At 39.3% G+C, this 24,874-nt stretch carries 24 protein-coding genes and 2 pseudogenes; 8 read left to right on the forward strand and 18 right to left on the reverse strand.

Annotated features, from left to right (window positions below; genetic code table 11):
- Nucleotides 1–85: 85 nt before the first annotated feature.
- A complete protein-coding gene (locus AC6CIB_RS08730) occupies nt 86–583 on the forward strand; it encodes a DinB family protein (protein WP_498279710.1) in 498 nt (165 codons plus the stop codon).
- Nucleotides 584–743: 160 nt separating this feature from the next.
- Nucleotides 744–2,060, forward strand: coding sequence for an MFS transporter (locus AC6CIB_RS08735; protein ID WP_498279712.1), 1,317 nt, complete (start codon nt 744–746; stop codon nt 2,058–2,060).
- A 353-nt stretch (nt 2,061–2,413) separates the two neighbouring features.
- Here AC6CIB_RS08735 and AC6CIB_RS08740 read toward each other — a convergent pair whose 3' ends face one another.
- From AC6CIB_RS08740 to AC6CIB_RS08750, 3 genes are read right to left on the reverse strand one after another with little or no spacing between them, the layout of a single operon-like run.
- Nucleotides 2,414–3,025, reverse strand: coding sequence for an FMN-binding negative transcriptional regulator (locus tag AC6CIB_RS08740; protein ID WP_498279714.1), 612 nt, complete (start codon nt 3,023–3,025; stop codon nt 2,414–2,416).
- A 22-nt stretch (nt 3,026–3,047) separates the two neighbouring features.
- On the reverse strand, nt 3,048–3,566 hold the full coding sequence (gene paiA, locus AC6CIB_RS08745; RefSeq protein WP_498279716.1) for a spermidine/spermine N(1)-acetyltransferase: 519 nt from the start codon (nt 3,564–3,566) through the stop codon (nt 3,048–3,050).
- Nucleotides 3,567–3,585: 19 nt separating this feature from the next.
- Nucleotides 3,586–4,038: a MarR family winged helix-turn-helix transcriptional regulator gene (locus AC6CIB_RS08750; RefSeq protein WP_498279718.1), complete on the reverse strand. Its 453-nt coding sequence runs from the start codon at nt 4,036–4,038 to the stop codon at nt 3,586–3,588.
- Between the two features lie 147 nt (nt 4,039–4,185).
- Between AC6CIB_RS08750 and AC6CIB_RS08755 the strand changes: the two genes are divergently transcribed.
- The 3 genes from AC6CIB_RS08755 (at nt 4,186) to AC6CIB_RS08765 (ending at nt 6,843) form a co-directional block, all read left to right on the forward strand.
- On the forward strand, nt 4,186–5,019 hold the full coding sequence (locus AC6CIB_RS08755; protein WP_498279720.1) for a YitT family protein: 834 nt from the start codon (nt 4,186–4,188) through the stop codon (nt 5,017–5,019).
- Nucleotides 5,020–5,839: 820 nt separating this feature from the next.
- Nucleotides 5,840–6,355, forward strand: a complete 516-nt coding sequence (locus tag AC6CIB_RS08760) for an SRPBCC domain-containing protein (protein ID WP_498279722.1) — start codon at nt 5,840–5,842, stop codon at nt 6,353–6,355.
- Nucleotides 6,356–6,462: 107 nt separating this feature from the next.
- Nucleotides 6,463–6,843, forward strand: a complete 381-nt coding sequence (locus AC6CIB_RS08765; RefSeq protein WP_498279724.1) for a VOC family protein — start codon at nt 6,463–6,465, stop codon at nt 6,841–6,843.
- A gap of 145 nt (nt 6,844–6,988) precedes the next feature.
- On the opposite strand, the gene AC6CIB_RS08770 is transcribed toward AC6CIB_RS08765, so the two are convergent.
- The 3 genes and pseudogenes from AC6CIB_RS08770 to AC6CIB_RS08780 all read right to left on the reverse strand — a co-directional run bounded on the left by AC6CIB_RS08770 (nt 6,989) and on the right by AC6CIB_RS08780 (nt 9,570).
- A complete protein-coding gene (locus AC6CIB_RS08770) occupies nt 6,989–7,666 on the reverse strand; it encodes a cyclase family protein (RefSeq protein WP_498280539.1) in 678 nt (225 codons plus the stop codon).
- Nucleotides 7,658–7,876: pseudogene (locus tag AC6CIB_RS08775) on the reverse strand (cyclase); the annotation flags it as partial. The pseudogene AC6CIB_RS08775 and the gene AC6CIB_RS08770, both read right to left, overlap by 9 nt.
- Nucleotides 7,877–8,196: 320 nt before the next feature.
- Nucleotides 8,197–9,570: an aminotransferase-like domain-containing protein gene (locus AC6CIB_RS08780; protein ID WP_498279726.1), complete on the reverse strand. Its 1,374-nt coding sequence runs from the start codon at nt 9,568–9,570 to the stop codon at nt 8,197–8,199.
- 174 nt (nt 9,571–9,744) lie between these two features.
- Between AC6CIB_RS08780 and AC6CIB_RS08785 the strand changes: the two genes are divergently transcribed.
- The gene (locus AC6CIB_RS08785; RefSeq protein ID WP_498280541.1) at nt 9,745–10,638 is read left to right on the forward strand and encodes a DMT family transporter; all 894 of its coding nucleotides are present in this window, start codon (nt 9,745–9,747) and stop codon (nt 10,636–10,638) included.
- Between the two features lie 226 nt (nt 10,639–10,864).
- Nucleotides 10,865–11,261, forward strand: a pseudogene (locus AC6CIB_RS08790) (IS4 family transposase); the annotation flags it as partial.
- A 157-nt stretch (nt 11,262–11,418) separates the two neighbouring features.
- On the opposite strand, the gene AC6CIB_RS08795 reads toward AC6CIB_RS08790, so the two are convergent.
- From AC6CIB_RS08795 to AC6CIB_RS08815, 5 genes are all read right to left on the reverse strand, one after another.
- Nucleotides 11,419–12,498, reverse strand: coding sequence for a Ger(x)C family spore germination protein (locus tag AC6CIB_RS08795; protein WP_498279728.1), 1,080 nt, complete (start codon nt 12,496–12,498; stop codon nt 11,419–11,421).
- Nucleotides 12,495–13,619: a GerAB/ArcD/ProY family transporter gene (locus AC6CIB_RS08800; protein WP_498279730.1), complete on the reverse strand. Its 1,125-nt coding sequence runs from the start codon at nt 13,617–13,619 to the stop codon at nt 12,495–12,497. Before AC6CIB_RS08800 ends, AC6CIB_RS08795 begins: the two co-directional genes overlap by 4 nt.
- Before the next feature lie 22 nt (nt 13,620–13,641).
- On the reverse strand, nt 13,642–14,934 hold the full coding sequence (locus AC6CIB_RS08805; RefSeq protein WP_498279732.1) for a spore germination protein: 1,293 nt from the start codon (nt 14,932–14,934) through the stop codon (nt 13,642–13,644).
- A gap of 320 nt (nt 14,935–15,254) precedes the next feature.
- Nucleotides 15,255–15,917, reverse strand: a complete 663-nt coding sequence (locus AC6CIB_RS08810; protein WP_498279734.1) for an NAD(P)H-dependent oxidoreductase — start codon at nt 15,915–15,917, stop codon at nt 15,255–15,257.
- A gap of 52 nt (nt 15,918–15,969) precedes the next feature.
- Nucleotides 15,970–16,764, reverse strand: coding sequence for an alpha/beta fold hydrolase (locus tag AC6CIB_RS08815; protein WP_498279736.1), 795 nt, complete (start codon nt 16,762–16,764; stop codon nt 15,970–15,972).
- 114 nt (nt 16,765–16,878) lie between these two features.
- Here AC6CIB_RS08815 and AC6CIB_RS08820 point away from each other — a divergent pair, with 114 nt between their 5' ends.
- On the forward strand, nt 16,879–17,232 hold the full coding sequence (locus AC6CIB_RS08820) for a winged helix-turn-helix transcriptional regulator (RefSeq protein WP_498279738.1): 354 nt from the start codon (nt 16,879–16,881) through the stop codon (nt 17,230–17,232).
- A gap of 244 nt (nt 17,233–17,476) precedes the next feature.
- Here the strand turns inward: AC6CIB_RS08820 and AC6CIB_RS08825 are convergent, their stop codons facing one another.
- The 7 genes from AC6CIB_RS08825 to AC6CIB_RS08855 form a co-directional block, all read right to left on the reverse strand.
- The gene (locus AC6CIB_RS08825; protein WP_498279740.1) at nt 17,477–18,016 is read right to left on the reverse strand and encodes a DinB family protein; all 540 of its coding nucleotides are present in this window, start codon (nt 18,014–18,016) and stop codon (nt 17,477–17,479) included.
- 245 nt (nt 18,017–18,261) lie between these two features.
- A complete protein-coding gene (locus AC6CIB_RS08830) occupies nt 18,262–18,969 on the reverse strand; it encodes a DNA alkylation repair protein (protein WP_498279742.1) in 708 nt (235 codons plus the stop codon).
- Nucleotides 18,970–19,053: 84 nt separating this feature from the next.
- Complete coding sequence (locus tag AC6CIB_RS08835; RefSeq protein WP_498279744.1) at nt 19,054–19,266, reverse strand: helix-hairpin-helix domain-containing protein; 213 nt, start codon at nt 19,264–19,266, stop codon at nt 19,054–19,056.
- A gap of 185 nt (nt 19,267–19,451) precedes the next feature.
- On the reverse strand, nt 19,452–20,696 hold the full coding sequence (locus tag AC6CIB_RS08840) for an MFS transporter (RefSeq protein ID WP_498279746.1): 1,245 nt from the start codon (nt 20,694–20,696) through the stop codon (nt 19,452–19,454).
- 430 nt (nt 20,697–21,126) lie between these two features.
- Complete coding sequence (locus tag AC6CIB_RS08845; protein WP_498279748.1) at nt 21,127–22,167, reverse strand: glycosyltransferase family 4 protein; 1,041 nt, start codon at nt 22,165–22,167, stop codon at nt 21,127–21,129.
- 2 nt (nt 22,168–22,169) lie between these two features.
- The gene (locus tag AC6CIB_RS08850) at nt 22,170–23,402 is read right to left on the reverse strand and encodes an O-antigen ligase family protein (protein WP_498279750.1); all 1,233 of its coding nucleotides are present in this window, start codon (nt 23,400–23,402) and stop codon (nt 22,170–22,172) included.
- Entirely contained in the window at nt 23,389–24,858 is a 1,470-nt protein-coding gene (locus tag AC6CIB_RS08855; protein WP_498279752.1) for a lipopolysaccharide biosynthesis protein, read from the reverse strand. The genes AC6CIB_RS08850 and AC6CIB_RS08855 overlap by 14 nt, the downstream gene beginning before the upstream one ends.
- Nucleotides 24,859–24,874 lie beyond the last annotated feature (16 nt).

The following is a 24,874-nucleotide window of genomic DNA, read 5'->3' on the forward strand; positions in this document are numbered from 1 at the left end:
GTCGAAAAACATCAGTCCTTAAAAGAGGCGTCATGATCACTCAACATGCTACAATGATGTTGATTACATTAAGGGAGGAATTGCCATGTTCACAACAGTAAATGATTTCTTACAAGAATGGAAACAAGAAGCCGCAGTAACCCAAAAGGTCCTGGATGCCCTGACGGATGAGTCATTGAAGCAAGAAGTTGCACCTGATCTGTACAGCATTGGAAGTGTCGCCTGGCACGTCACGGGAGCCACTTATTACTTCCCTGCTCAGCTCGGAATTACCTTTGAGGTCCCTGACCTTCGGAAAGAGGCACCAACATCTGCCTCAGAAATCAGCGAAACGTATAAAACCGTAAGCACACGTCTTTCAGAAGCCGTTTCTGAACAAGTTTCCGATGAGAAAATGAACGAAATGGTGAATCTATTTGGGATGGATATGCCAGTACAGGCCGTATTCCGCCTGCTTATTCAGCACCAGGCCCATCACCGTGGACAGTTGACGGTCCTTATGAGACAGGCTGGATTGAAGGTACCGGGTGTGTACGGTCCAAGTAAGGAAGAATCGGAAGCGATGAATGCTCAGAAGAGTTAATGAGAGTGATAAACAGCCGGCGGGAGCCGGTTGTTTTTTTCTCCCTAACATACCTACAATGGAGTAGACTCCTATAATTTCTTTAGGAGAATTAGAGATTGATAAACGAATCATCTATCAATTTGAATAACCTCTCACTAATGAATAGGATGGATAACAGATGAAAAAGAGTTCTAGTTTTACAAATAATGAAGAAGCCATTACAAGATGTAGGGACTCTTCCGAACACCAACAGGTTCTATATAAACGTACGTTGATGATCATTATGATCGCTCAAATCTTTGGAGGCGCAGGGCTTGCTGCCGGTATAACGGTAGGGGCGCTTCTCGCTCAGGATATGCTGGGGACGGACAGCTTCTCAGGCATGCCAGTTGCCCTGTTCACTCTGGGTTCAGCCGGGGCTGCCCTCTTTGTTGGACGGCTGTCCCAGCGCTATGGAAGACGAATTGGTCTTTCTGCCGGTTTCTTGATTGGAGGGATCGGTGCAATGGGGACCGTCGCTGCGGCTGTATCCAATTCGATCATCCTTCTTTTCTTATCTCTCCTGATCTATGGTGCGGGTACTGCCACTAACTTGCAGACGCGCTATGCAGGCACAGACTTGGCAAAACCTTCACAAAGAGCCACTGCTGTCAGTTTTGCCATGGTTTCGACCACATTAGGTGCTGTCGCCGGTCCTAACTTGGTTGATGTGATGGGCAGTTTTGCCGAATCAATCGGTATACCACCTCTGGGAGGACCATTCATTCTGGCATTTGCTGCATACACCCTTGCCGGGATTGTCATCTTTATCTTTATGCGCCCAGACCCATATATGGTGGCGAGAGCTCTTTCGACACCATTGAAAACAAAGGATGGCGGAATTGAGACTGAAATAATCACTTCTTCCGAAAGAAACAAACGGGGCATTTTCCTAGGGGCGACAGTAATGATCTTGACTCAAATCGTCATGGTCGCCGTCATGACCATGACTCCTGTCCACATGGGCCATCATGGCCATGGGTTATCGGCCATCGGTCTAATTATCGGCATTCACATCGGTGCGATGTACCTTCCTTCACTTGTTACCGGGGTCCTTGTTGATAAAGTCGGGCGGATGCCCATGGTTCTTGCATCTGCCCTTACGCTTCTTGCTTCCGGAATCCTGGCAGCGATGTCACCAACCGATTCAATCCTGATTCTTGCCATTGCACTCGCACTTCTTGGGCTTGGCTGGAACTTCGGATTGATCAGCGGCACAGCCATTCTTGTCGACTCGACAGATCCTGCTACCCGGGCAAAAACCCAAGGAACGGTGGACGTATTCGTAGCCTTATCCGGTGCTGCCGGCGGTGTTCTATCAGGAGTCATCGTTGCTTTCTCAAGTTATCCGGCCCTTTCGATAGGTGGGGGAATTATTTCACTTGTCCTTATTCCAGCAATGATTTGGTTTCTTGTGGTTTCCAAACAAACTGGAAGAAACAAAGGAGTTTCATAATTATAGTAGCTGTGTCAGGAAATGAAGGGCCAGACCCCCGATACACTACCACTTTAGCGTACCGGGGGTCTGGCCCCATTTTCCTAAACCATTACATCTTAAAGCCCGATTTCCTTAAAATAAATAAGGATGTAATCAAGATAACCGGAACCGAAATGAATAAGTATAAAATACCTCTAGGCATCAACATGTTAAAAAAGTAGAAAAATAAAGTTACCCAAATGCCCGTGATCATCATGCCAAGTGTTTTTTTCATAGATGTATAGAAGCCCCTATCAACCTTCTGGAAGATTTTTTTCACAATCTCAAATCTACCTTAGTAATGCGCAGGTTTATGCACTAACCGTAAACCATCACTTTTTTAGATTTGCCTTCATAAGTGAGGAAATCTGCTGTTCATCTGTATGTGGAATTTGTTCAAGTTGATAGATCACTCGCTCTTGCCGCTCCGATGAATGGTTTTGACTTAACTTCGCTTTTCCTTCGATCTGATTGATTTTTATTTTGAACCCTTGAACTCCTTTGCTCATACCAGCGAGAAACTTAGGGTCTACATCCTGTAGTCTGTATGAACTGTCTGGAGCTTCATATTTCGATACCATTTCATGTAAGGAACCAATCAGCTCATTATCGTCCTTTATAAGCTCGACTTCTCCATACACATGAACGGACACGTAGTTCCATGTCGGTACTGCTTTATTCGTCTCATACCAGGATGGGGAGATATAACAATGAGGACCATGGAAAACAGCCAGGACGGTTTGATTTTCAATCTCTTTCCACTGAGGATTCGGACGGGCAAAGTGTCCGTATAAGTACGTATTCTCCTGGTTTAGAATTAACGGTAAATGAGTGGCAAATGGCATTCCATTGTGTTGAGAAAAAAGAGTCGCAAAACTATGTTCTTTCATGATCTCGTAAGCCACCGATTCATCTGTGACCTTAAAATCGTTTGGAATATACATAATGATCCACCTTTCAGAAATGTTATATGAGTGTTTTGGTCATAATCAAATCCGTTTGTTCTTCATCCCCCATATAAAAAGAATGGGCACCGTTTTGAACAAACCCCAATTTTTTATAAAAGGCAATCGCATTTTCATTCTTTTCCCATACGCCTAGCCAGATTTTCTTTAGATGATGTTCCATCGCCATTTCCATCGCTTTATTCAGCAGATATTTTCCAAGCCCATGTTTTTGAAAGTCATTCTTTATATAAATCCTCTCGATTTCAAGTGATTCATCACCCATTTCTTCCGTCTGGGCATCATTGGTGTTGACCTTTAAATACCCAGCGACTTCATGATGAACATAAACAAAAAAGAAGTGTGAAGAACGATTGGATAATTCGGTTTCTACCTGTTTTAAGTTAAAAGACTTTTCCAAATAGTCCTTCATATTTTCAGGTGAATTCTGATGCTTAAATGTCTCATTAAATGTGTCATAACTAATTTCTTGAAGGGTGCGTGCATCTTCAAGGGTACATTTTTTAATCGTGATCGTCATATGGGGCTCCTTTCTATCATCAATAATGTCTCTTGTTTCCCTTTTTGACAAAATCCCAGTCTTTTTCAATATTTTTTCTTGCTCTTTGAAGGAGATCTAACATGGTTTCTACTTCTTTTTCGGAAAATCCCTCTAATGCAACGATGTTGGAATAATCATTTTCTCTTTTTATAAAAGGATAAACCGTTTCCCCTTTCTCTGTTGGAAAGAGTTTTTTGATTTTTTTGTTCTGTTCATCTTCTTTCTTTTCAATAAAGCCATTGATTTCAAGTTTTTTTATCGCTCGAGCTGCTGTTGTCCGGTCCACTTTTATCATCTCAGCTACCTTTTCTTGAATGATCCCCGGGTTTTCACATATGCGCACAAGGTACAAATACTGCCCTTTTGTAAGATCATATTCTTTAAATTCAATATTACTGATCGAATCCAGCGCCCTTGCAATCATTCCAATTTCACGAAGAATTCCTTTCATAATGAACCCCTTATTTTTGGTAAATAATATATTTAAAATCTACCTTAATTTTGTTGCATTTGCAATAAAAAAATAAAAAACAGTGCTTCCTCATGCGGTTACCCTGTGCTATAGTATCCTAGTATTCAACTAGAACGGAGTGATGAAATGAATACGACTGTTAAAGAAATTACGTTAATTATTATAGGATCCCTGTTCTTTGCCCTTGGGGTAAACTTGTTTGCAATCCCGAACGAACTTGGTGAAGGTGGCGTTACGGGTATCTCCATGACCCTTTATTATGTATTGGGATGGTCGCCGGGTATCACAAACTTCGTCATGAACGGCATCTTATTAGCCATCGGGTATAAAGTGCTCAATAAACGCGTGACATGGTACACCATGCTTGCGATTTTCTTTACCTCCCTCTTCATTCAATTGACAGAAGGCATGGGGAACTCCGTCGACATCATGCTTGGGACGGTCTTTGCCGGTGTGTTCATCGGTCTCGGTCTTGGGCTTGTGTTGCGTTCAGGCGGTACGACGGGAGGATCCACCATCATTGCCCGCATGCTCAATCAGCATTTCGGCTGGAGTGTCAGTACATCGATGTTTGTGTTCGATATCCTTGTCGTTCTTGGTTCATCGTTTGTCATTGGGCTCGAGAATACGATGTACACAGGAATATCCATCTACATCAGTACGAAGATATTAGATTACTTGATTGATGGTTTCGATACAAGAAAGGCCGTCACGATCATTTCTCAAAATACGATAGCCATCGCTGAGAAAGTCAGCCAAGAAATGGATCGCGGGGTTACCATCATTAATGCAAGAGGGCATTATTCGAATGAATCAAAAGATATTTTGTATGTTGTCATTAATAAACAGGAGTTATTTCTCTTAAAGAAGGCGATCCAACAAATTGATGAGAAAGCGTTTGTTGTTGTCCATGATGTAAGAGATGTGTTTGGGGAAGGATTTACATTTCCGAAGACATAAGAAATGATGTCTGGCCCGTGGCGGTTGCCGCGGGCCAGTTTACTTGGTCCATCACACCCAGAGACTTGTCTCCTACACTCTAATTTTATATAAAAATAGCTCCTTTTTTGTTTCAAAACGTATGAAACTGCTCTATTTTCATGTCAAAAGGATCGTCATGAGACTTTTTAATGGTCTACAGCCTCGATTATCACCTCCTCACCCTTTTTATGAACCGGTTTTCACTCTTTATAAACCACTTTTCAGATATATGAACCGGTATCGGGGATTTATGATCCGGGATTCTGATATATGAACCAGCTTTTAAGTTATATGAACCCTTTGTCGAAAGATGTAGTTTCATAGCTCTTTTTAAATGAGGGCATGAACAAATATCCTTGATCAATAATACAAAAATATCTAAATTATAAAAAACGACATTGGAGGAATGAGGTCGTGTCAAACCTTTTCACTTCTTGTAGAAGATCGGAAACTCATCAAGAATGACTAAACTAAAGAAGGAAATAAGGCATCTTTGAAGAATATTACAATCGGATACTGTTTTTTTACCGGACTGTTGATGGCATTAATGCTTTTAGGGTCTATTCCGGATATCATGCCCGCCTTTCCGCGGATGAAGGAATGGGCTTATGCCGGATTTGTCATCGATTCGACGGGTGGGTGCCATGTATTCAACTATAGCAATGGGCGATCTTTGGATATTTTTCATTATTGGGTACATTTTGATTGCAGGGTCCAATATTTTTCACCAAAAAAAGCGAAATACCGTTTTAGTAAGTCATCCGAAATACCTTAACAAAAATGATGGGGAGGAATGAAAATGTCTAACAACACTATGAATTCTAGGGTGGAGAATAATCGGGTACTTGTACTGGAACGAATTTTCGATGCGCCGCGCGACCTCGTGTTTAATATGTTTAAAGACCCCGAGCATCTCAAACACTGGTGGGGACCAAAAGGCTGGGAGCTTCCTGTTTGCAACGTGGATTTCCGGTCGGGCGGTGTTTGGCACTACTGCATGAAGTGCGTGGATCAAAACCAAGGTGAATTTTACGGTATGGAATCTTGGGGGAAAGGGGTTTATAAGGAGATCATCGAGCCGGAAAAGATCATCTACGTCGATTCCTTCTCGGATGCTGAAGGCAATACGAATGATACCATGCCATCGACTGATATTACATTAGAATTCATCGATTTGGGCGGCAAGACGAAGCTGATCAACCGCGCTGTATATGCTTCGGCAGATGCTCTCAAGAACGTTATGGACATGGGCATGATGCAAGGAATCACCGAAACTTGGGACCGCCTAGAAGAAGTTCTTCAGCAATTGAAATAAGAAATATCACGCGCACGGAGGCGGGTTCAGTAAAGAAACCAGCACCAATAGTCATGATTTGGAGCATGGAGTTTGTAATTACTTATTACCAGGGAGTGGAAAAATCAATGATCAATAAAGTCGGTCAAATTATGTTGTATGTAAATAACCAAGATGAGGCCATAAATTTTTGGACAGAAAAAGTAGGGTTTAGCGTAATTTCCGATGAAGATAACGGTCAAGGAATGAGATGGATTGAAATGGCTCCAACAAAGGACACAGAAACAAGTATCATTCTGCACAATAAGGAATTCGTTGCTAAAATGTCACCTGGATTAAATCTTGGTACCCCTTCGTTAATGTTTTTCTCGGAAAACTTTGATGAATTATATACCGATTTATCCAATAAAAATATCAAAGTCGGTGAAATCGTCAATATGCCTTCTGGTAGGGTATTTAACTTTGCCGATCATGAAGAAAATTACTTTGCCGTCATGGAAAAAAAGTAAACCAGATTGAACAAACGGACGCTTTTCAGAAAATTGAGCTGCACCTCCAAATGTTAGACACATCTAACATTTGGAGGTGCAGTATTTTATAGTCAAATTTTGCAGAATTGGATCATTTTTGTTTTCTCACTATTTGCTAAAAAATTTATAAGATCTTTGCCATTGCTCTAACCGGAAAGGTGCCAACCCCTTTCAATTTTGGTGGAATGGCTGTAAAGGTAAATCCTTCATCTGGAAGTTGATCAAGACAGCATAAATGCTCTACAATCGGAATTTCTTCTTGAAGTAGTAGCGAATGAACCGGCCTTGATTTTCCTTGTGTATTATCAATATTCATAGAATCAATACCTACTAGTTTTACTTTACAATCTATTAGATATTGTGCAGCATCTTGGGTAAGGTACGGATGGTTTTCAAAATACATTTCACTATTCCAATATTGATCCCAACCCGTGTTCACCAGTACGGCTCTTCCTCTTATTTCTTTTTCTCTAAAAAAGTCAGCATCTATAGCCATTGTTTTTTTATGGTCAACATGAATAACAATCCCATCTAAATCAACAAAGTTTACTAGATTCATTTCTGACAGATCTTTGCCTTGGCTATACCTATGAAAGGGAGAATCCAAATAGGTTCCTGTGTTACCAACCATTTCAACTTTGCCAATCTGGAACTCAGTTCCTTCTTCATATAGATCACGTGATTCCTCTCTACTTAAATAATCACACATAATAGGAGCAGGTAATCCTTTGTAAGTGACTAGTCCATGTTCAATTGTATGACTTAAATCAATATATGTTTCCTTCTCAGATTTTTCGTTAATAGGTCTGCGTTTGTGTTTTTCAATCATAATTTTTTTGTTAAGAATTCTCACCTTACCAACCATAAGTAATCTCATATCCTGCACGATATAATTTGCTAACTCCTGATCAGATATCGTATCTTCCGTAATATCTAGACGGAATCCCTGTCCTTGAATCCCACCGCCATTGGTAAATTCAATGACAAAGTCAAACTGAACTCTTTTATCCATTTTATTTCCTCCTTTGAAATTTATTCTATTCCTTTTTTTTTCGCAATATTTCCAGTATTCAGGCTAAAATACAGATGAAATGGTGAAAGATTGTACTAAGGAGAAGGTTGAAGAAGAATAATTATGTCCCTCTGGTCAAATATATACCAAACTAAATTAATAAAGCGTTGATAAAACGGCAGTCATCACTGCCGTTTTAACTACAATTAGGTGCCCTACCGCATACCCATCAAGCTAAGTTAAAACAAAGTTCGATAATTTTAAATAAAGTTGGATTGATTATATATAAGATACATTGAAACAAAGATCTCTTATTGAGTTTAATGATAGGATGTAAACGAGAGAGGATTGTATTTCTTTTTTTCACACATATCGATTATATAAGTGGCTAATTGTTGAATACCGAGATGGATCTTATCTTCCTTTACTTGTGAAATGCTTAGTCTGATTGCTTGCTGTTTGTTTTCAGCTAAGTACATTCTAGAAGCGTTGTCTACATAAATGTGTTTTTCATGTAATAGGTAAATCAGCTTATCGACCTCTATATGTGAAGGCAAAAAGATGGTGAGATAAAAACCACTTTTTGGCTTTGTAAATTGTATATAGTTCGGTAAATACAATTTACAAGCTTCTAGTAATGTTTTCATTTTTTTCATGTACAATTTTTTTGCATTTTCTAAATGATATAGAAACATACCATTTTTCAAATAGATTTCTAATGCTCCTTGTGAAAGTGACGATGTATTGAAATCAGCGCTAAATTTATAGCGTACGAAGGGGGCAATCATTTTTTCAGGGAGTACAACAGTAGCAATACGTAGCCCTGGTAAGAATACTTTCGAAAAACTCTTTACATAAATGACTCTTCCGTTGGGTTCATACGCAAACAAAGGGTCTGTTTTTGAATCTGTATCTAATTCTGCTAAGTAATCATCCTCTACTATGTATACATCGTATTTTTCTGCAAGAACAACGATTTTTTTCTTTTCTTCATTTGTATAATGATGACCAAGCGGATTATGGCATCTTGGAATGGTGTAAAAGAATTTAATATCGTTGGTACGAAATAAATATTCAAGTCTTTGAAAATCAATACCTTCCATTGTTAATTCAATTCCTAACGTTGTAACCTGATTTAACTGTAAGGTATCTATCATGCCAAAGTAAGTAGGCTGCTCAATTAATACATTCTTTTTCCCATTCGGAAACGGCATGACAGACAGAATATGAAGCGCTTGTTGTGAGCCAGAAGTAATGGCAAGTCGATCAGGTTTCGTGAATACTTGTAAATGCTGTAAATAATTCGTAAGCTCCTTTCGTAAAGAAAAAAGTCCCTGTTGCTCACTATAAGTAAATAATTGCTCTTTATAATGGTCAATCGCCTGGTTCATACAATGCTGAAAGTCCTCATAAGGCATGATACGTTTATCTGGACCAGCAGATAAAAAATCAATATCATTTTCATGTGGACTAGGTGTTTGATAATAATCAACAACGTAATAGCCACTTTTGGGTTTAGCATAGACAATATGTTGTTTTTCCAATTCAAGTAATGCCTTTACAACCGTATTTTTACTACATTGAAATTGTGCAGCGAGCATCCGAATAGAAGGTAATTTATCTCCTGCTTTTAACTGCTCATCCTCTATTTGTTGTTTCACCCATTTTAAAATACCTCTATATTTTGTTGTCATATATATTCTCCTTTGTATCTGTCCCATGACAGATGTGGAATTCTACTGTATTAAAAAGAGTTTATATCCATTACAATCATGTTTAATTCGCTTATTCCGTTTAACCATGATTATGAAATACATTTGTATGCTTGTGAAGGGGGAATATGAGTGGAAAACAACGTAAAAAGAGGAATGCTACTCGGTTTTATTGGCATAGTTTGTTTTAGTCTTACATTACCAGCTACAAGTATCGCTGTCCCTTATTTTGGTGCAACAATTGTTGGGTTGGGTAGGACAGTTATTGCAGCGATAATCGTAAGTATCATTTTTATCATAAAAAAAGAATCATTACCTAATAAAAACCAAATGAAAAGCTTATGTATTGTCGCTGTTGGTGCCGTACTTTCCTTTCCTTTATTAACAACATTTGCAATGAAATCACTGCCTGTATCACATGGCGCAATTGAACTGGCTTTACTTCCACTTGCGACAGCTGGTTTTGCTATGTGGCGTGGAGGTGAGCGACCTTCGAAACGCTATTGGATTTCGAGTATTATTGGGGCGATAACAGTGCTTCTTTATGCCGTGTATTTAGGTTTAGGTCAATTACAAAAAGAAGATATGGCACTAATTGTAGCTGTCTTAATACTTGGATTAAGTTATGCAGAAGGTGGAAAACTATCAAAAGAGCTTGGTAGTTGGCAAGTCATCGCTTGGGCTATATTAATTGGAGCCCCGTTTTTTATTATTCCTGTTGGCTTAAGCATATCAGTTGATATGTTACAAGCACCTATCGAAGCTTGGATAAGTTTGTTCTTTTTATCTGTTGTAAGCCAATTTTTAGCGTATGTCGCTTGGTATGGCGGGATGTCTTTAGGAGGGATTGCAAGAGTAGGACAGATTCAATATTTACAGCCCTTTTTAATGATCGGATTTTCTGTATTATTCTTAGGAGAATCCATTACATGGCTAACGATTGTTTTAGCCATTATTGTTGTGATATGTGTGATAATTGGAAAAAATACACCTGTAATAAAGAAAGAGCCACATCATAAAAATAGTGTTCTTCATGATATAAGTAGATGATTTTTATATAAGGGGCGCAATTTACGATTATTCGCCTACCGAAATAATCAATCTTTATTATAATAATGTGCTATACAAGTATGATAAATAGCCCCTATTTTGATCAAACTTTGTTCAAAATAGGGGCTATAATTTTCTATTAATAATCAGCGTTTGCCCTTGCATTTTAATTAAACTTTATTAAAAATCAACAGTAAGAAGTTTACGAGAAGGATGGTGTTTTTTTATGAATATGACACAAATGATGTCTGGTCTAACCCCTGATGAAACGATAGAAATCCCCGAGGCATACATTGGTCAAAGTCAGAAGCTTCCAGCATGTGTCATTATCCATCGTTTAACCGACGATCAAACGCAGACACGCCTGAAAAATCAAGCGATACGTGAAAAGAAGAAAGGCATTGTCATAAATGATAAAAGTAAACGTTTAATGGGCATTACTTTCCGTTACTGTTTCAGGCGATTCAGTTGGCACAGAAGGACTTTTGAAAATTCTTTATCGTTTTTATCAGCTGCTAAAAAAGAACGGTCGTAAATAATGTCATCGATATAAGAAGATGACCGTTTTTGATATTCTAGGGGTTGTGTATGAAACGACGGTGAAGCATAGACAAGCTGCCTAGCAAAAAAATCGTGTTTTAACAGCCCTCTTTGGTAGGCCTATTTTTCCAACATTCGCTAGTTTTGAAACAAGGATTATTTCGTATCTAGTAATTTAGTTTGTAAGCTTGATGGGCATGGGCCCTGCTGACAACGTTCATTTTCTGATGCTATCCCTTGTTAATTTCCTTCAGTTTTCTCTTGCTGGTAAGTTCCATAATCTTTAATATTTAAATCGATTTTTAAATTGATGTTATATTGCGGCCATTCTTCCTCCCACTCATTTCCTTGATATGTTTGTGAAAATGCCCTTTTTGTATGTAACCCTAATTGCAATGGGTCTATATTTTGATTCTGGAAAGACCTTAATAAATCTAATGTCCTTTTATGAATGTCATCTTTAATTTCTTCCTTCAATTTCAACTGTTCTTTTCTTTTAGATAAATCCCTTTCTCCCTGGTATTCACTAATAATTCCTTTAAGTCCAATAATTAAATTCACTGTTTTATTGGTTTCATTCATTTTTATTTTCAGATCTGTATTGATGAGACCAATACTTACATGCAAATTTTTAAGAGGAATTACATCTTGAAATTTTGAATTATCTAAAAGAACATCAAAAAACTTCGCTTCTAATAATGTTATATGATGAACCATTTTATGGTTTTTCATGAAGGCAACCCCATTATAATGCAGATCTTTTTCTGTCATTGAATAATACGGTATGTATGGATCGGCATAATTCGAATTAACCGCTTTCAAATATTGGTGCATGTCCGTTACCATTATTTCTCCGCGCTTTTCATTATGCTTCATTTCTTTGAAAAGAAAATAATCTGCTATTTCATTTTGATAGAGTAGTTTTTTGAAATCACCTTTAATGATTCCCAAAAAAAGTCGATCGGAGATAGCGGGATCCATATAAAGAGCATTGATAATTTCTCTAATCCCTTCTTCTTTGGCTAATTCTTCACTGAAAAAGACTAATCTTAATTGACCATCCTTCACATCACGAAAGTATTGATTATTTAATTTGTTTTTAACATCTTTTAATAGCGTTTCTTCTGTTGACAAAACAACTCTCTTTTCATTCTTAACAGGAGGGACCATCGTGGACACTTGATACTTTTCACTCTCTCCTTTTTCAAAATAATACAAAATCGTGGGAGCAATGTCTTCTACAATATTGTTAGGATTACCAGCACAAGATGTCAAAAAAACAACTGGTACGAAAAAGATAAAACAAGCTAATTTCCTCATATTTTCTTCATCCTTTTTATGAGAAGAAATCCCAGTGGGAGAAGTGAGTATAATATGGCGGTAGTATAGATATAGCATGAAATCCATACTCTCTCCTGGAAACTTTCTACCCAATAATTACTTTGAACAAAAAGTATGGTACAACCAATCAATACGAGAAAGGAAAAAAAGGAAATATCGTTTTCCTTGAACCTTAATGAATACTGCAGCCCTTTATATATATAAAAGTTCACAAGTGATAATGAGAAGATCAATGGAAATGAAAAGAAAGGAATAATAAACATTTCAAGACGGTCAATGAAAGGGGTGTGAATGTACCTTGCCATCGTTACGAGTGGGTATTCTACCTTTTTCAAATAATCGGAACCGTAAAAGAGAACGGCTAGTATAAATAACAGTGAATATTCTATAAAGGTAACAGTGTTCCCAATGGTTAAATATTTATATGTCTTTCCATCATCTTTTATCCGAGCTTTCATAAACAAAAGGAGCTCAGGACCTGAAAAGGCAGATAACACATATAGAAAACTATGGATATCTCTTCCGGAATTAAATTCACCGATTAATGGGAAAAATTCTCTGATTGATACGTTAGGTGAAAAGAAAAATTGTATATAAGCAAAGATAATCCAACCTGAAAAAAGAAAGGCAAAAAAAGCAAACTTGGTTATTTGATGAACCCCTTTGGATGTTAAATATGCAATAACAGTGAATAACACAATCAATATTATGTATTGCCTTTGTTCCGGTAATAGATATATTTGAATGATCTTTGTATACCCTATTATGATCACGAGAAATTTGATAAGCAAAATGGGTATACCAATCATAACGATTGGATAAAGGATGGGTTTAGGGAGTAAGGATTTTAGCTCTATGGGTTCTGAACCATTACGATGGTTAAGCCATTTACTTATCAAAAACAGGTTTACTTGTGAAATGATAAAAGCCAAGAGGATGATCCAGTAATGATCTCCACGGACTAATTGAGTTGGTAATAATAACACTGTGTACCCTACTTGAAGACGATTCACGACAAACACCAAAAGCCACCCATTAATGGGAGAAGATGCAGTCTTTGTATGGTTTAAAGATTTAAAAAAATATTGATATTTCATCATTAACCCTCTCCATAAACTTTTCTTAGGAACTTGGCATCAAGTACGGTTTTTTAATGGAATAAATGGAGTTCAAATGGATGATTAAAAAACAAAAACCGATAATCACACCATATAATCCAAATTGAAAGGATAATACAAGAAATAGTAACCGTATAATTTTTGATGAAACACCCATTAAATAATTGGGAGTAACAAAGGAAGAGACTGCCGTTATACCGATTATGACAATCAGTACATTACTTGCAATTCCTGCCTGGATGGCAGCATCCCCAATGATGATACCTCCCACCACTCCAAGTGTATTTCCGGTCTTTGTAGGCATCCTTTTACTTGCTTCCTTTAAAATCTCTAAAGTAAGAAGCATAAGTATCGATTCCCAAAAAGGAGTAAAAGGGACATCGGATCTGCTTTCAATGATGATAAACAATAGCTCAAGCGGAAGGGCTTCATAATCATGAGTGGTAATGGCAACATATAATGGCACTAGCATGATAGAGAATATATAGCCAATCAATCTAAGGATTCGAATTAGAAATGCGGTTCGAATGCTATATATATAGTCTTCCGTGGATTCAAAAAAATCTAAAAATGAAACAGGACCAATAAGAGCAAACGGATTTTGATCAATGATTAACACAATTTTTCCTGAAGAAAGGGCAAGACTGACTAAATCTGGTCTGTCCGAAATTTGGTATTGCGGAAAACTGCTAAAAGGCGAATTTTCTAATCTGCGCCCCAAAAATGCGGAATTGATTATGAATTTTTCATCTACGTTCTGCAATTTCTCTTTAATCAACTCTATCTCATCTTCATTAGCTAATCCTTCAATTTGCAGCAAGGCTATTTGACTCTTAGATATCTTACCTAGCTCAAATATCTCTGATTTTAAGTCTGCTGTGGGAAGAAACCTTCTAATAAGAGTAAGATTAATATCAAGTTGTTCTGTAAAGCTTTCTAACGATGTATAAAGGCTAAACTCTTGATCAGACGATTCAATGCTTCTCCCTGCGTCAGACGGGAGGCTAATCGACCAAAAGAATGGTTCATTTTTTTTACTAACAATAATATTCCCTCTTAAAATTTTATTCTCTGCATTTTCTGTTGAGGAATCTTTTTCGATTTTGGTTACAGGAAACTTAGAGACTTCATTTGAATTATTTTCAAGCAAGTGTTCGATTACATATTTATTGACGTCTTCTTTATTTACCAATGATGAAATAAAAAATATTTTATACGCATTCAATTCTCGGAAGGAAAAATCACTTAATCCCTTAAACTTTTCCTTTAAAGAAATCTCTAGGTTGTCTTGGAACATGGATGTTTTTCTCTCTCCTGCCTCTAGAATTCACCAAATTTTAGATATACATTGATAAAGTGTGCCCAATCATTATTATGGATGTTCCAAAAATTTTTATTCGGTATATTAAATTCATATATTAATCCATTGTGTATAAATTTTGATTCAGAAATGATCAACCATTTCTACCTATTTGTAGACATTGATATGAACGATACTAAACACTCCAAATGTATGAGTTCCTTCTATACAGTACATATAGGGTAGGAATAAAAAAAACAGTCTAATCGATGTGAAACTAGACTGTTTTTATACTAGGCAAGTATTAGCGTTCCGAATTATTGAACCCACTGAACAATTTCTTCAATGGATTGTCTCGTTTTTTCTCGAGGCTGATTTAAGCGAAAACCAAAAGCAACCATACAAGCTATACCAAAGTGATCCCTATCCAAAAGGCCTTCTTTTACGAGGATATTCTCTGCCTCAACTTTATTGAAACCTTCTATAGGACAGGAATCGATACCGATTAATGCGGCAGAAGTCATCATATTACCAGCTGCAAGATACGTTTGTCTGGATGACCATTCAAACATAGCTCTTTCATTTGTAAATATATTAAAATCAGTTTGAAGAAATTTCTCATAAGCAGAACTTCTTTGTTCTATAATATTTTCAGGTAATTTGTGAGTATGGCGCATGATATCCATGACATAATCCGAGTCAGCAGACATATCATTTTTTGTCCGTGCCAGTATGATGACGAAATGGCTTGCTGTTTTGAGCTGCTTTTGCCCTCCCCATGTGACCGGACTCAACTTTTCACGTATATATGAATTTTGTAACAGGATAAATTTCCATGGTTCGAAACCAAATGAACTCGGGGATAATCTTGCAGTTTCGAGAATAAAGTCAAAGTCTTCCTTAGCAATCTTTTGCGTAGCTTCAAATTCCTTGCATGCGTGTCTATAGTTAAATGCATTCAATACAACTTCCTTATGCATTATATCTCCACTCCTTTTGTTCTAATTTTGATTGATTTGAGATATCCATATATCAGGAGTTTGAATAAAGAAAACTCGATACTTCTTTCATAAGGGCTTCACCTTTCTCCCAAGGAACCAAATGCCCGGAGGCAATTTCCCTGTATTGAGCTCCTTTTATTAACGAGGCAAGTTCTTTCGTTTTTTCAACAGGGACCATGCGATCGTATGTTAAACCAATGACTAAGACCGGTGCGGAAATACTGGTAAGCAGGGGACGAATATTTATCCGTTTATCAAGTTCTGAGTGGTTATCTGTTCCCGTGGATAGAATCCCTCCAAATTGGTGTGCCATTTGATGCAATTCCTCGATACTGCTGAATCGATGATAAAAATCCGGACTAAATCCGGTATGAATCAAAAATTGGGCAAACAACGTACGATCCAAATGATAAAGTTTTTGCCATAGGTCAAATTGAAAGGTGGACGATAAATTGCTCTCTACCCATCCGGCTATCAGTGTGACTGATTTCACCCGGTCCGGATATTTAGCCGCTATGGCTGCAGCAATCTCTGCCCCAAGAGAATAGCCGACTACATGGAATTGCCCGATACCTTCTTGCTGAACCGCTTGTATATGCTGTTCAATCAAATCATCCATTTGCAATTTTCCCGTTTGATCCTTTGTGTCACTGGAACGGTTGTAGTTGGGAGAAATAATTTTATAATTTCCAGATAGAGACTGGATCATATCTCCCCAAGTATTCTCATATGTGCCACCTGTCCCATGGACCAGCAGCAATCCTGGTCCGTCTCCATTCACGGAATAGGCTACATTCACATTACCTAACCTCACAAATTTATCCATGTAAACCTCCTTGAAACGTTTTTTTATTTTACAAACCAAATGTTACCTAATAAACTATTTAAAAGTAAGTACGCACTTTTTCGTTTAATACTTACTAGAAAGGAAGTAATGGTTATGACGGTATCTCATGAAATGTACGAAATAAACGGAAAACAATTTCATTGCCCCATAGAACTTTCGGTCTCTATATTTTCAGGAAAATGGAAAACCACAATTATTTGCCAACTTCTCGAAGGAAAAAAGCGATATGGGGAGCTTCATAGAAACATCGTCGGGATTACCCATAAAATGCTCGCAGAACAATTACGGGAACTGGAGGAAGCAGGAATTGTCCACAGAGAGGTATTTCCTGTTATACCACCTAAAGTGGAATACGAGTTAACCTATCTTGGTGAAGGTTTGAGACCAGTTGTCCAATACTTGCAGGAATGGGGCATGAACTTCGGATCCATTACGACAGAAGAATGATAGAAGAGGATAACGATAAAAAATAAACTAAAGATAAATAGTAGATTTTCGGGAGAATGGAAGGTCTTTGTGAAAAATAGTGATTGGATCAACCATCCATTTTATACAGATGTAAATCCTAAATCGTCCTCCCACCCAACTCCATAAACAGTGCCTGACTTCCGGTGCATTATTGTAATAACGCACCGGAGGTCAGGCACCGGAATTTTTATATCATTAGAGTCATATGCCCACTCTCTCATGCTTAAGACTGCTTCGTTCTGTTCAATATCCCTAAATATTCCTTCCAAGGTCCCACATCTTCCATATAACGATTGGAAAATACCCTTGCAATTTGAGAGAGATGGGACAAATCATGGACCACCCAAGTGGAAACTAATTCCCGGGCGCTGACCTTGCCGAAAGCAGGATGCATACCCGTCGCATCAAGGGAGTACCGGTGATTAGACAATAACGCCTTTAACTCATTCACATTCGTTGATCTGAGCGAAGCAAATTCCATTATCTTCTCCTCAAGACTTCCTTGAATACTCTCTTCTAAGTGTGAAAAACGATCAAAAGCAGGAAACACCGTACTTTCACCCTCTTGAAAGATCATTTTCAACCTCGGTATCCAATTATGTTTCTCCCCTTCGATTAAATGTTCCACAACTTGAATGGCATTCCAGGTCCCTTCACCTTCATCACACTCCAACCATCCTTTCGACAAACCGGCAAGTAAACATTCAAGGGTCTTCGGGGTTCTCTCCAAGACCTCGATTCCTTCATTTAATTCAAAGTTCATAAGCTTTCCCCCTAGAAATGATTTTCACGAGAGCATAGTTTCATCCTTGGCCCCACCTCCATCGTTTCCGGGTTTAAGTAACCCACACATAGAAACTTCATATGAACGACTCCATTTCCTTTTAATCTCTTAAGTAAAGTTCGACGCAGGGGAATGAATCCCTTGTTGCATTCAGGAAAGAACACAAAAGAGACGGTTCATATGCTACTGAAGCATATGAACCGTCCCATCGTTATCATAGTCACTTAACACCTCACATACTTCCGCTTAAACCCAATCTTCCCTCTCTCTACTTGCTTCTGAATATCATCGGCAGCCTTCAGGATACTGTTCTTTTTCTTATCCCGCTTCATTTCCACCGGTCCGATCCCTTTTGCCGTCTGGAGGGCCCGTTCATGAAGGGGGACATAGGAAACCCCTACTGTAGTGACGAAATTATTCATCGCTGATTTCGTCCGTTCAGGCGCATCGTGGATGGTCTCTTTCACCTTTGCAAGCATACCCTCAAGCTTCGATTCCGAAAACTCTTCATCCTTGCGATTCCCTAGCAGCCAGCAGTAGCAGCTCCACCCCGCCGACATTTTCAGTTCTTCACCGCTTGCGATCCATTTATCGGCAACGTCTTGTGCGATATCTGCTTCAGCCAATGTGACCGCCACCACGTAATCGGACAGCATATAAAAATACGCCCCGTCGATCCAACGGTCGAAATCCGCCTCCGTCATGGCCTTTGGATCGGCAATGATGCCGGCAAAGTACATGGCATCGTAGTTCCCTGTTGCGTATAACTCCTCAGCCAACGCCTGATCCTTCTTGATTTTCTTGGCGATTGGCTTCATCGCACCTGTTGCGACACCAAATACCGGCTCATGAGCACCATTGGATATGTATATTTTCTTGGTTCGTTCCTTCCCAAGTGCTTCTAGCTCCTGCATAACCGTTTGTAAATCCATTCTATCCACTTCCTTTATTTTATAGATTGTCCATCTTACCATGACTACACTTTTTTGTTTCCAGCATCACCTTTTAAAACCGGTTTATGATTTTTTTACAAAAGATAGCCCTTTCTCTTTAAGAGCCTCATTCAGTATTCTCACTGCTTTCGGTCCAACCCCATGAATCTTCAGAATATCGGATTCCGACACTTTGGTAAACTGCTCAAGGCGATAATACCCAGCGTTATGCAGCTCTCGGTTCGCGGGCTTACTCATCTTGGGCAATTCGCTTTCTGGTGGTAGGTTATTGGTCATGTCCAAGTTCCCCCTCTCATTTCATCACCGTATTGGCCAACTGTTTTGCATCAGCTTTACATCTAATTCGAGTACTCCTGTTTAGTATAAGTATTCTCCCTAAATATTGCTGTTCCTTTATTTCATGACACAAAAAAGAGCTGCCACAATGACAGCCCTTTTTATCAGGATGAGATAGATTACATTCAATCAAGGGCAGGGGCAGGCTTGCCCGCTTCGATTAACACTTGGTCGCGGCCCAACATGATGGAAAGAAGGATGGTCAATACGCCTGTTCCGATGAGGAGCCATTCAATGGCGATGACATCTGCTAAGGGTCCGAATATCAGCATTCCAATCGGCATCATCGAGGTGGAGATCATCCCCATGACCCCGAAGACTCTTCCTAAATAATTCTCTTCGATTTTCTCCTGCAACAATACCATTGTCGGTGTATTGAAAATCGGCATGGCCACTCCGAATATAGCCATGAATACGAGATAGAACCAAAAGACCGGAACGATGCCAAGGGCAAAGGTGCAGACCCCCATAATCAGACTTGCGAATGTCATTGTGGCAATCTTATTCTTAAATCCGCCCCAGGAAGCAATGATTCCACCGCCTGCCATCATCCCGATGGAAAAGGCAATTTCGATGGCCGTCAGTCTCCATATATCGTCCCCGAAGCTCCGGGTGACCTGCAGCGGAGTCAAAAAGGCTGCCGGTGCCATCAGAACAAAAAAGATGGAGAAAAACAGGAAGAACTTCTTCAGGAACCCATGGCTGTTGACATATTGCAAGCCTTGTTTAAAGTCACTGAAGTAGCTTGTTGTTTGTTTGTCCGCTGCCTTCTCATGCACCGAGATTTTTAAAAAGGCCAGCAGTGTGATAATCGCAATGGCTGCCGTAATGACATCAATAAAGAAAATGATTTCAATCGATGCCATCCCGAGTAATGCCGCACTGACCATGGGGGATACGAACATGATGACAGCCTGAATGCTTCCATTTGCCCCGTTCACCTTCGTCAGCTTCTCCTTCGGGACAATCTGCGGCAAAATCGCTCCGACAGCAGGTGTCTGAATCCCGGTTCCAAGGGCACGGACCGCTGCCATGACAAACAGCAACCAAATCGAATCATACCCCATTAAGAAGAGAATCGCGAGAACCAACGTTGAAGACGCGATCAGTCCATCCGATAAAACAATCAGCAACTTCCGGTTATAGCGATCCGCCCAAACACCCGCAACCGGGGACAAAAGGAAGGTCGGAATAAAACCGCAAATGATGAACAACGTCATCATCAAACCGGACTCCGTGGTTAACGTGATATGCCACATGATCGCATATTGTACCAGGGACGACCCAAATAGCGAGATTGTCTGACTGCTTAGAAAGAGAATGATATTCCTTAACCAATTCTCCTTGTGATTTTGATTTACTATGTTCATTTCCCACCAACTCATTTCTATTATTTAGTATAAAAACAAGCCTTGCCTATTAGTTTTTTAAAGACACAAAAAAAGAGGGGATACTCCTCCCCTCTTTAAAAATACCGACAAATACAGGTTTCCTTAAAAATAGACAGATCAATCCCATTGCTCTGAACATAGGCAGAGCTTTCAAACGTATTCAATTAACGAGTGAAAAGCGGGAAACGCAATCTCATTGATGCTGTCAAAAGGAAAACCTCCATTTCATTTATAATTATAATGATCATAGCAGAGGAACCCTGAGAGCGCAATTGTTTTTGGGGGAAGAGTCCTAATAAACGGCCACCTGCGGAACAATCATTTTATAAACCTTTTTGAGTTCTCTAATTATACCCCTGAGGATCCCCCTCAAATCTTTTAGTATTGCTTGATATTTGATTATAGTAATTTAATATTGTTTGAAAGTGTGAGTAACCATATGCGTGGAGGTGAAATTTCTCACTACTTTCTGACGGGCAGCAGAAATGATCATCTTCCTTAGTTCCCAGTTGGATTTTAATGAGAAGATTTTTTCACAAAAAGTTTTGACGCAATGACTGTTTACCATCATTCCCGTTTCCCCGTCTGCGATGGCTTCCGATATCCCTCCCTTGTTAATGGTTATCACAGGAGTGCCTGTTGCCATTGCCTCTAGGATGACCATGGGAAATACCTCCCTCTCTGAGGTAAGCAGGAGTGCATCCATCGATTGAATAAACGGATGGGGTTCTTGTACTTCACCGAGTAACTTTACCCGATCGTTGATTCCTAACTTTTGAATCTTTTCCTGGATAGACTCCCGTTCTGGCCCGTCGCCTGCAATATAAAATTGTAAATCTTTTTCCGACTTCATAGAGGCGGCAATATCTAAGAACAAACTATGATTTTTTTCTGGAGACAACCTCGCCAGGATACCAACTTTAAATACCTCTGGCTGGGGCTTTTCCGTGAAAGGGAACTTTTCCAAATCAACCCCATTGTAAACGGTGGTGACCTTTTCTTCCATGACCCCGTATTGTACGAGCACTCTTTTCTCGTACTCACTTACCGTAATGATGCCTGTTACACAATGATTCATCAAAGACGAAAATAATTTCGGGAATTTTTCAAGTGAAGTGATATTATGCTTGGTATAGACAATTTTCATCTTTCGTTTCCAGGCAAGCATCCTTAAACATCCAGCATACAAGACCATCCGAAGGCTGTTCGCATGGATGACGTCGATTTCCTGCTTATTGATATGCCGGGTGAGTCGCCATAAATTTAGAATGTGATTTTTCCTAGATAATTCCATATAGTTATGTTTATTGGCGATTTGGTCGGTAAGTTCTCCTCCACCGGCAGCAGTATAAAAATGGAAGCCAGTGCCCTTCATTTTATTTTCCAGCTTGATAAAATAATTTTCTGCTCCACCCATGGTCAATTTATCCGTCAGCATCAATACGTTCATCTCTATCCTGCCTCCTTTATCATAGGTACGTTTTCATTGTTCAAGCCAATTTCTCTTTCATAGGAACAGTATGTAGATAAGATTGCAAGAAATAGTAAGAACATGTCATTAAAAATCAGGGACAGAAACATCATCTGAAAAATGAATCCAAGGAAAGTCAAAAAGAGAAATGGATGCTTCCTATGAAAATTGGCTTTGAAAATTTGAAAGAGTACGGTGAAGACAAACAAGACATAGATAAGTAGTCCGATAAGCCCCGATTCTGTCAAGATTTCCAGGAATGTATTGTGAACGACAAGTTGATCACCGTATTCAAAAGCGTTGTAATCGGCGAAGTTGCTTGCTCCAATTCCGAACAAAGGATTGGATATAAAGAAATCCCACGCACGTCCCCATAACTCAAGCCTTCCGCTTCCTCCATCATTAGAAAAGTCCTGAAACCTGTTTTGGAGTATATCCAGGACACGGAAACCCAGAAGGTAGCTTGCCACCCATGCAATGCTTAGGAAAGAAATGGTGGAAATAAATAACCGCCATTGGTTAGCAGGTTTGTTTAGGATAAAAAATACCATGAAGATGACCATAAGAATCAACAATCCACCTCTAGAAAACGTGAGGACACTCGTTATTAAACACAAAAAGAGCCCGAAATTATTTTTCCACGAGTCACGATTACATAGATAGAAAGTAAAAAAAAGCGTATTATAAAATACGAAATAGTTCGGGTCCTCTATCAGGCCAATTAATCTGGGGTAATCTCGGTCAAACCAAGCCCCATATCGTATCACTCCGTCTCCAAGTAAGGAAAACCCATTGCTTTTCAACCCCCACACATAAAGGAGAAGACTCCCACCATTAAATAGAAGGCCAGCATTCGCAATCCCGTTTTCCAGTTCCTTCTTCTTGAACATGCCGAGGATCCCTTTCATCAAGATATAGAAGATGACATATAGAATGATCCCAAGCATAACTCTTAAGCTGGAAGTAGCATACAGGGAAAAAGCACCGGAAAATACATACACCAAATAGAAGAAAAGAAGCAACACCTCAAAAACCTGCAGTTTTTGAAATCGAAAGAAAGCCGCAAGGAACAAGACAAGAATGCCTAGATACATCATATACGGTTTGAACGCGAAGCCGATGTAGATGTGATACTTGCCAAGCATAACTGAAAACAGCAATAGAAACAGCATCAGGCTGTTTCGCGGTAAGTTAGATGCATCAGGATACCCCATCGTGTGCCTCCTTTCTGAATTTCGACTTCCATTTTTGGTACAAGGGAGACTTTCTCCAAATTCCCATGCTTTTCTTCCTCCATTCCTTGTCCAGTCCTGCAAGGGAAAGAATAAGGATAAAATGGATGCAAAAAGCAAGGAACGGGAAAGAAGATAAGAATAGCTCTACCGCCAAAAGACTGAGAAAAAAGGGAAACAAATATGGGAAGACTGCTCGTTTGAATAGGATGGTCCGATCTGGATGACAGAACAATAATCCGAATAACAGGACCAATTCAATGAGAACTCCGGCTGTCGCTGCTCCTGACAAACCGTAAAATCGACTGAATACAGTATAAAAAAGCACCCCCGATGCCACGGCAATAGCCTGTATAATCATCCTTCTCGACTGGAGTGCCCTTGTCGTCAACCCATCCCCCAGAGCGATGCTGACTCCCTGAAAAACCATGACCAAGGATAATACCTTCAGTAAAAACGCAGCCTCCATCCATCTCTCCCCAAATAAAAGCGCGATGACAAAATCAGAAAGATGGTAAAAAGGGATAGCGGCCAGCATACCAACGAGCCCCATCAATTTCACCTGTGAGATGCTCTTCCTTACATGCTCCTGATGGTCACCAGCCTGGAATAAACGGAATAAGACTGGATAAAATGCGCCGGCAATGATAAAAGGCACTTGTTGCAAAGCTTGTGGGATCCTGTAAGCTACAGCGAAATACCCGACTTTTTCCCAAGACAGTGTCTGTTCCAATACAATTGGACCGATCTGAGGGAGAAGGATAAACAATAAACCGGTCACCATAAAAGGAACCCAGTTCTTGCGCAGCCCTTTATAAAATGACGATTTGAAGGAAAATGTCAGATTTTTAGCCGTCAAGTATATTCCAAAGCATCCAGCCAAAAAATAGGCCGATCCATATAGGAAAAAGACGATCATAGGATCTATGTAAAACCATTTCCCGACCATGATAACGGTAATCAGCAGCCCTGCAGAGATGATTCGTATTAATCCGGAATATTGCATCTTCTCCAGCATCTGAAAATAGGTAATACTGATGCTCTGCATGGAAATCCCGGTCACAAGCGGAAGAATCAGGGAGTAGGAAAGTATAATCAATTCCGTGTCATTTTGGTAAATCCAATGAATTAAAAGGAATCCAATCACCATCGTTGTCAGTGTCAATGCTAGGCGCAGTTTTATAAAAGAGGCCATGATTTCAAAAATAGGGGCTTCTTTTTTCGCCCCTTCACGCAGGACAATCTGGTTTAAACCAGCTTCCGACAAATAGGCCATGATCATAGCAAAGGCGAGCACCACACTAAACCTTCCATAATCCTCTGTGTGAATAAAAGAGGCAAGAACAATCAATGCTGCTGCATTCATAATGCTAGATAGCGCGGTACTGTAAAATAAATGAAAAACATTCTTCACAATGGAATTTCTATTCTCCCTCATGAATGTTAACCCCTTC

The organism is Rossellomorea sp. GQ25 (assembly GCF_059758515.1).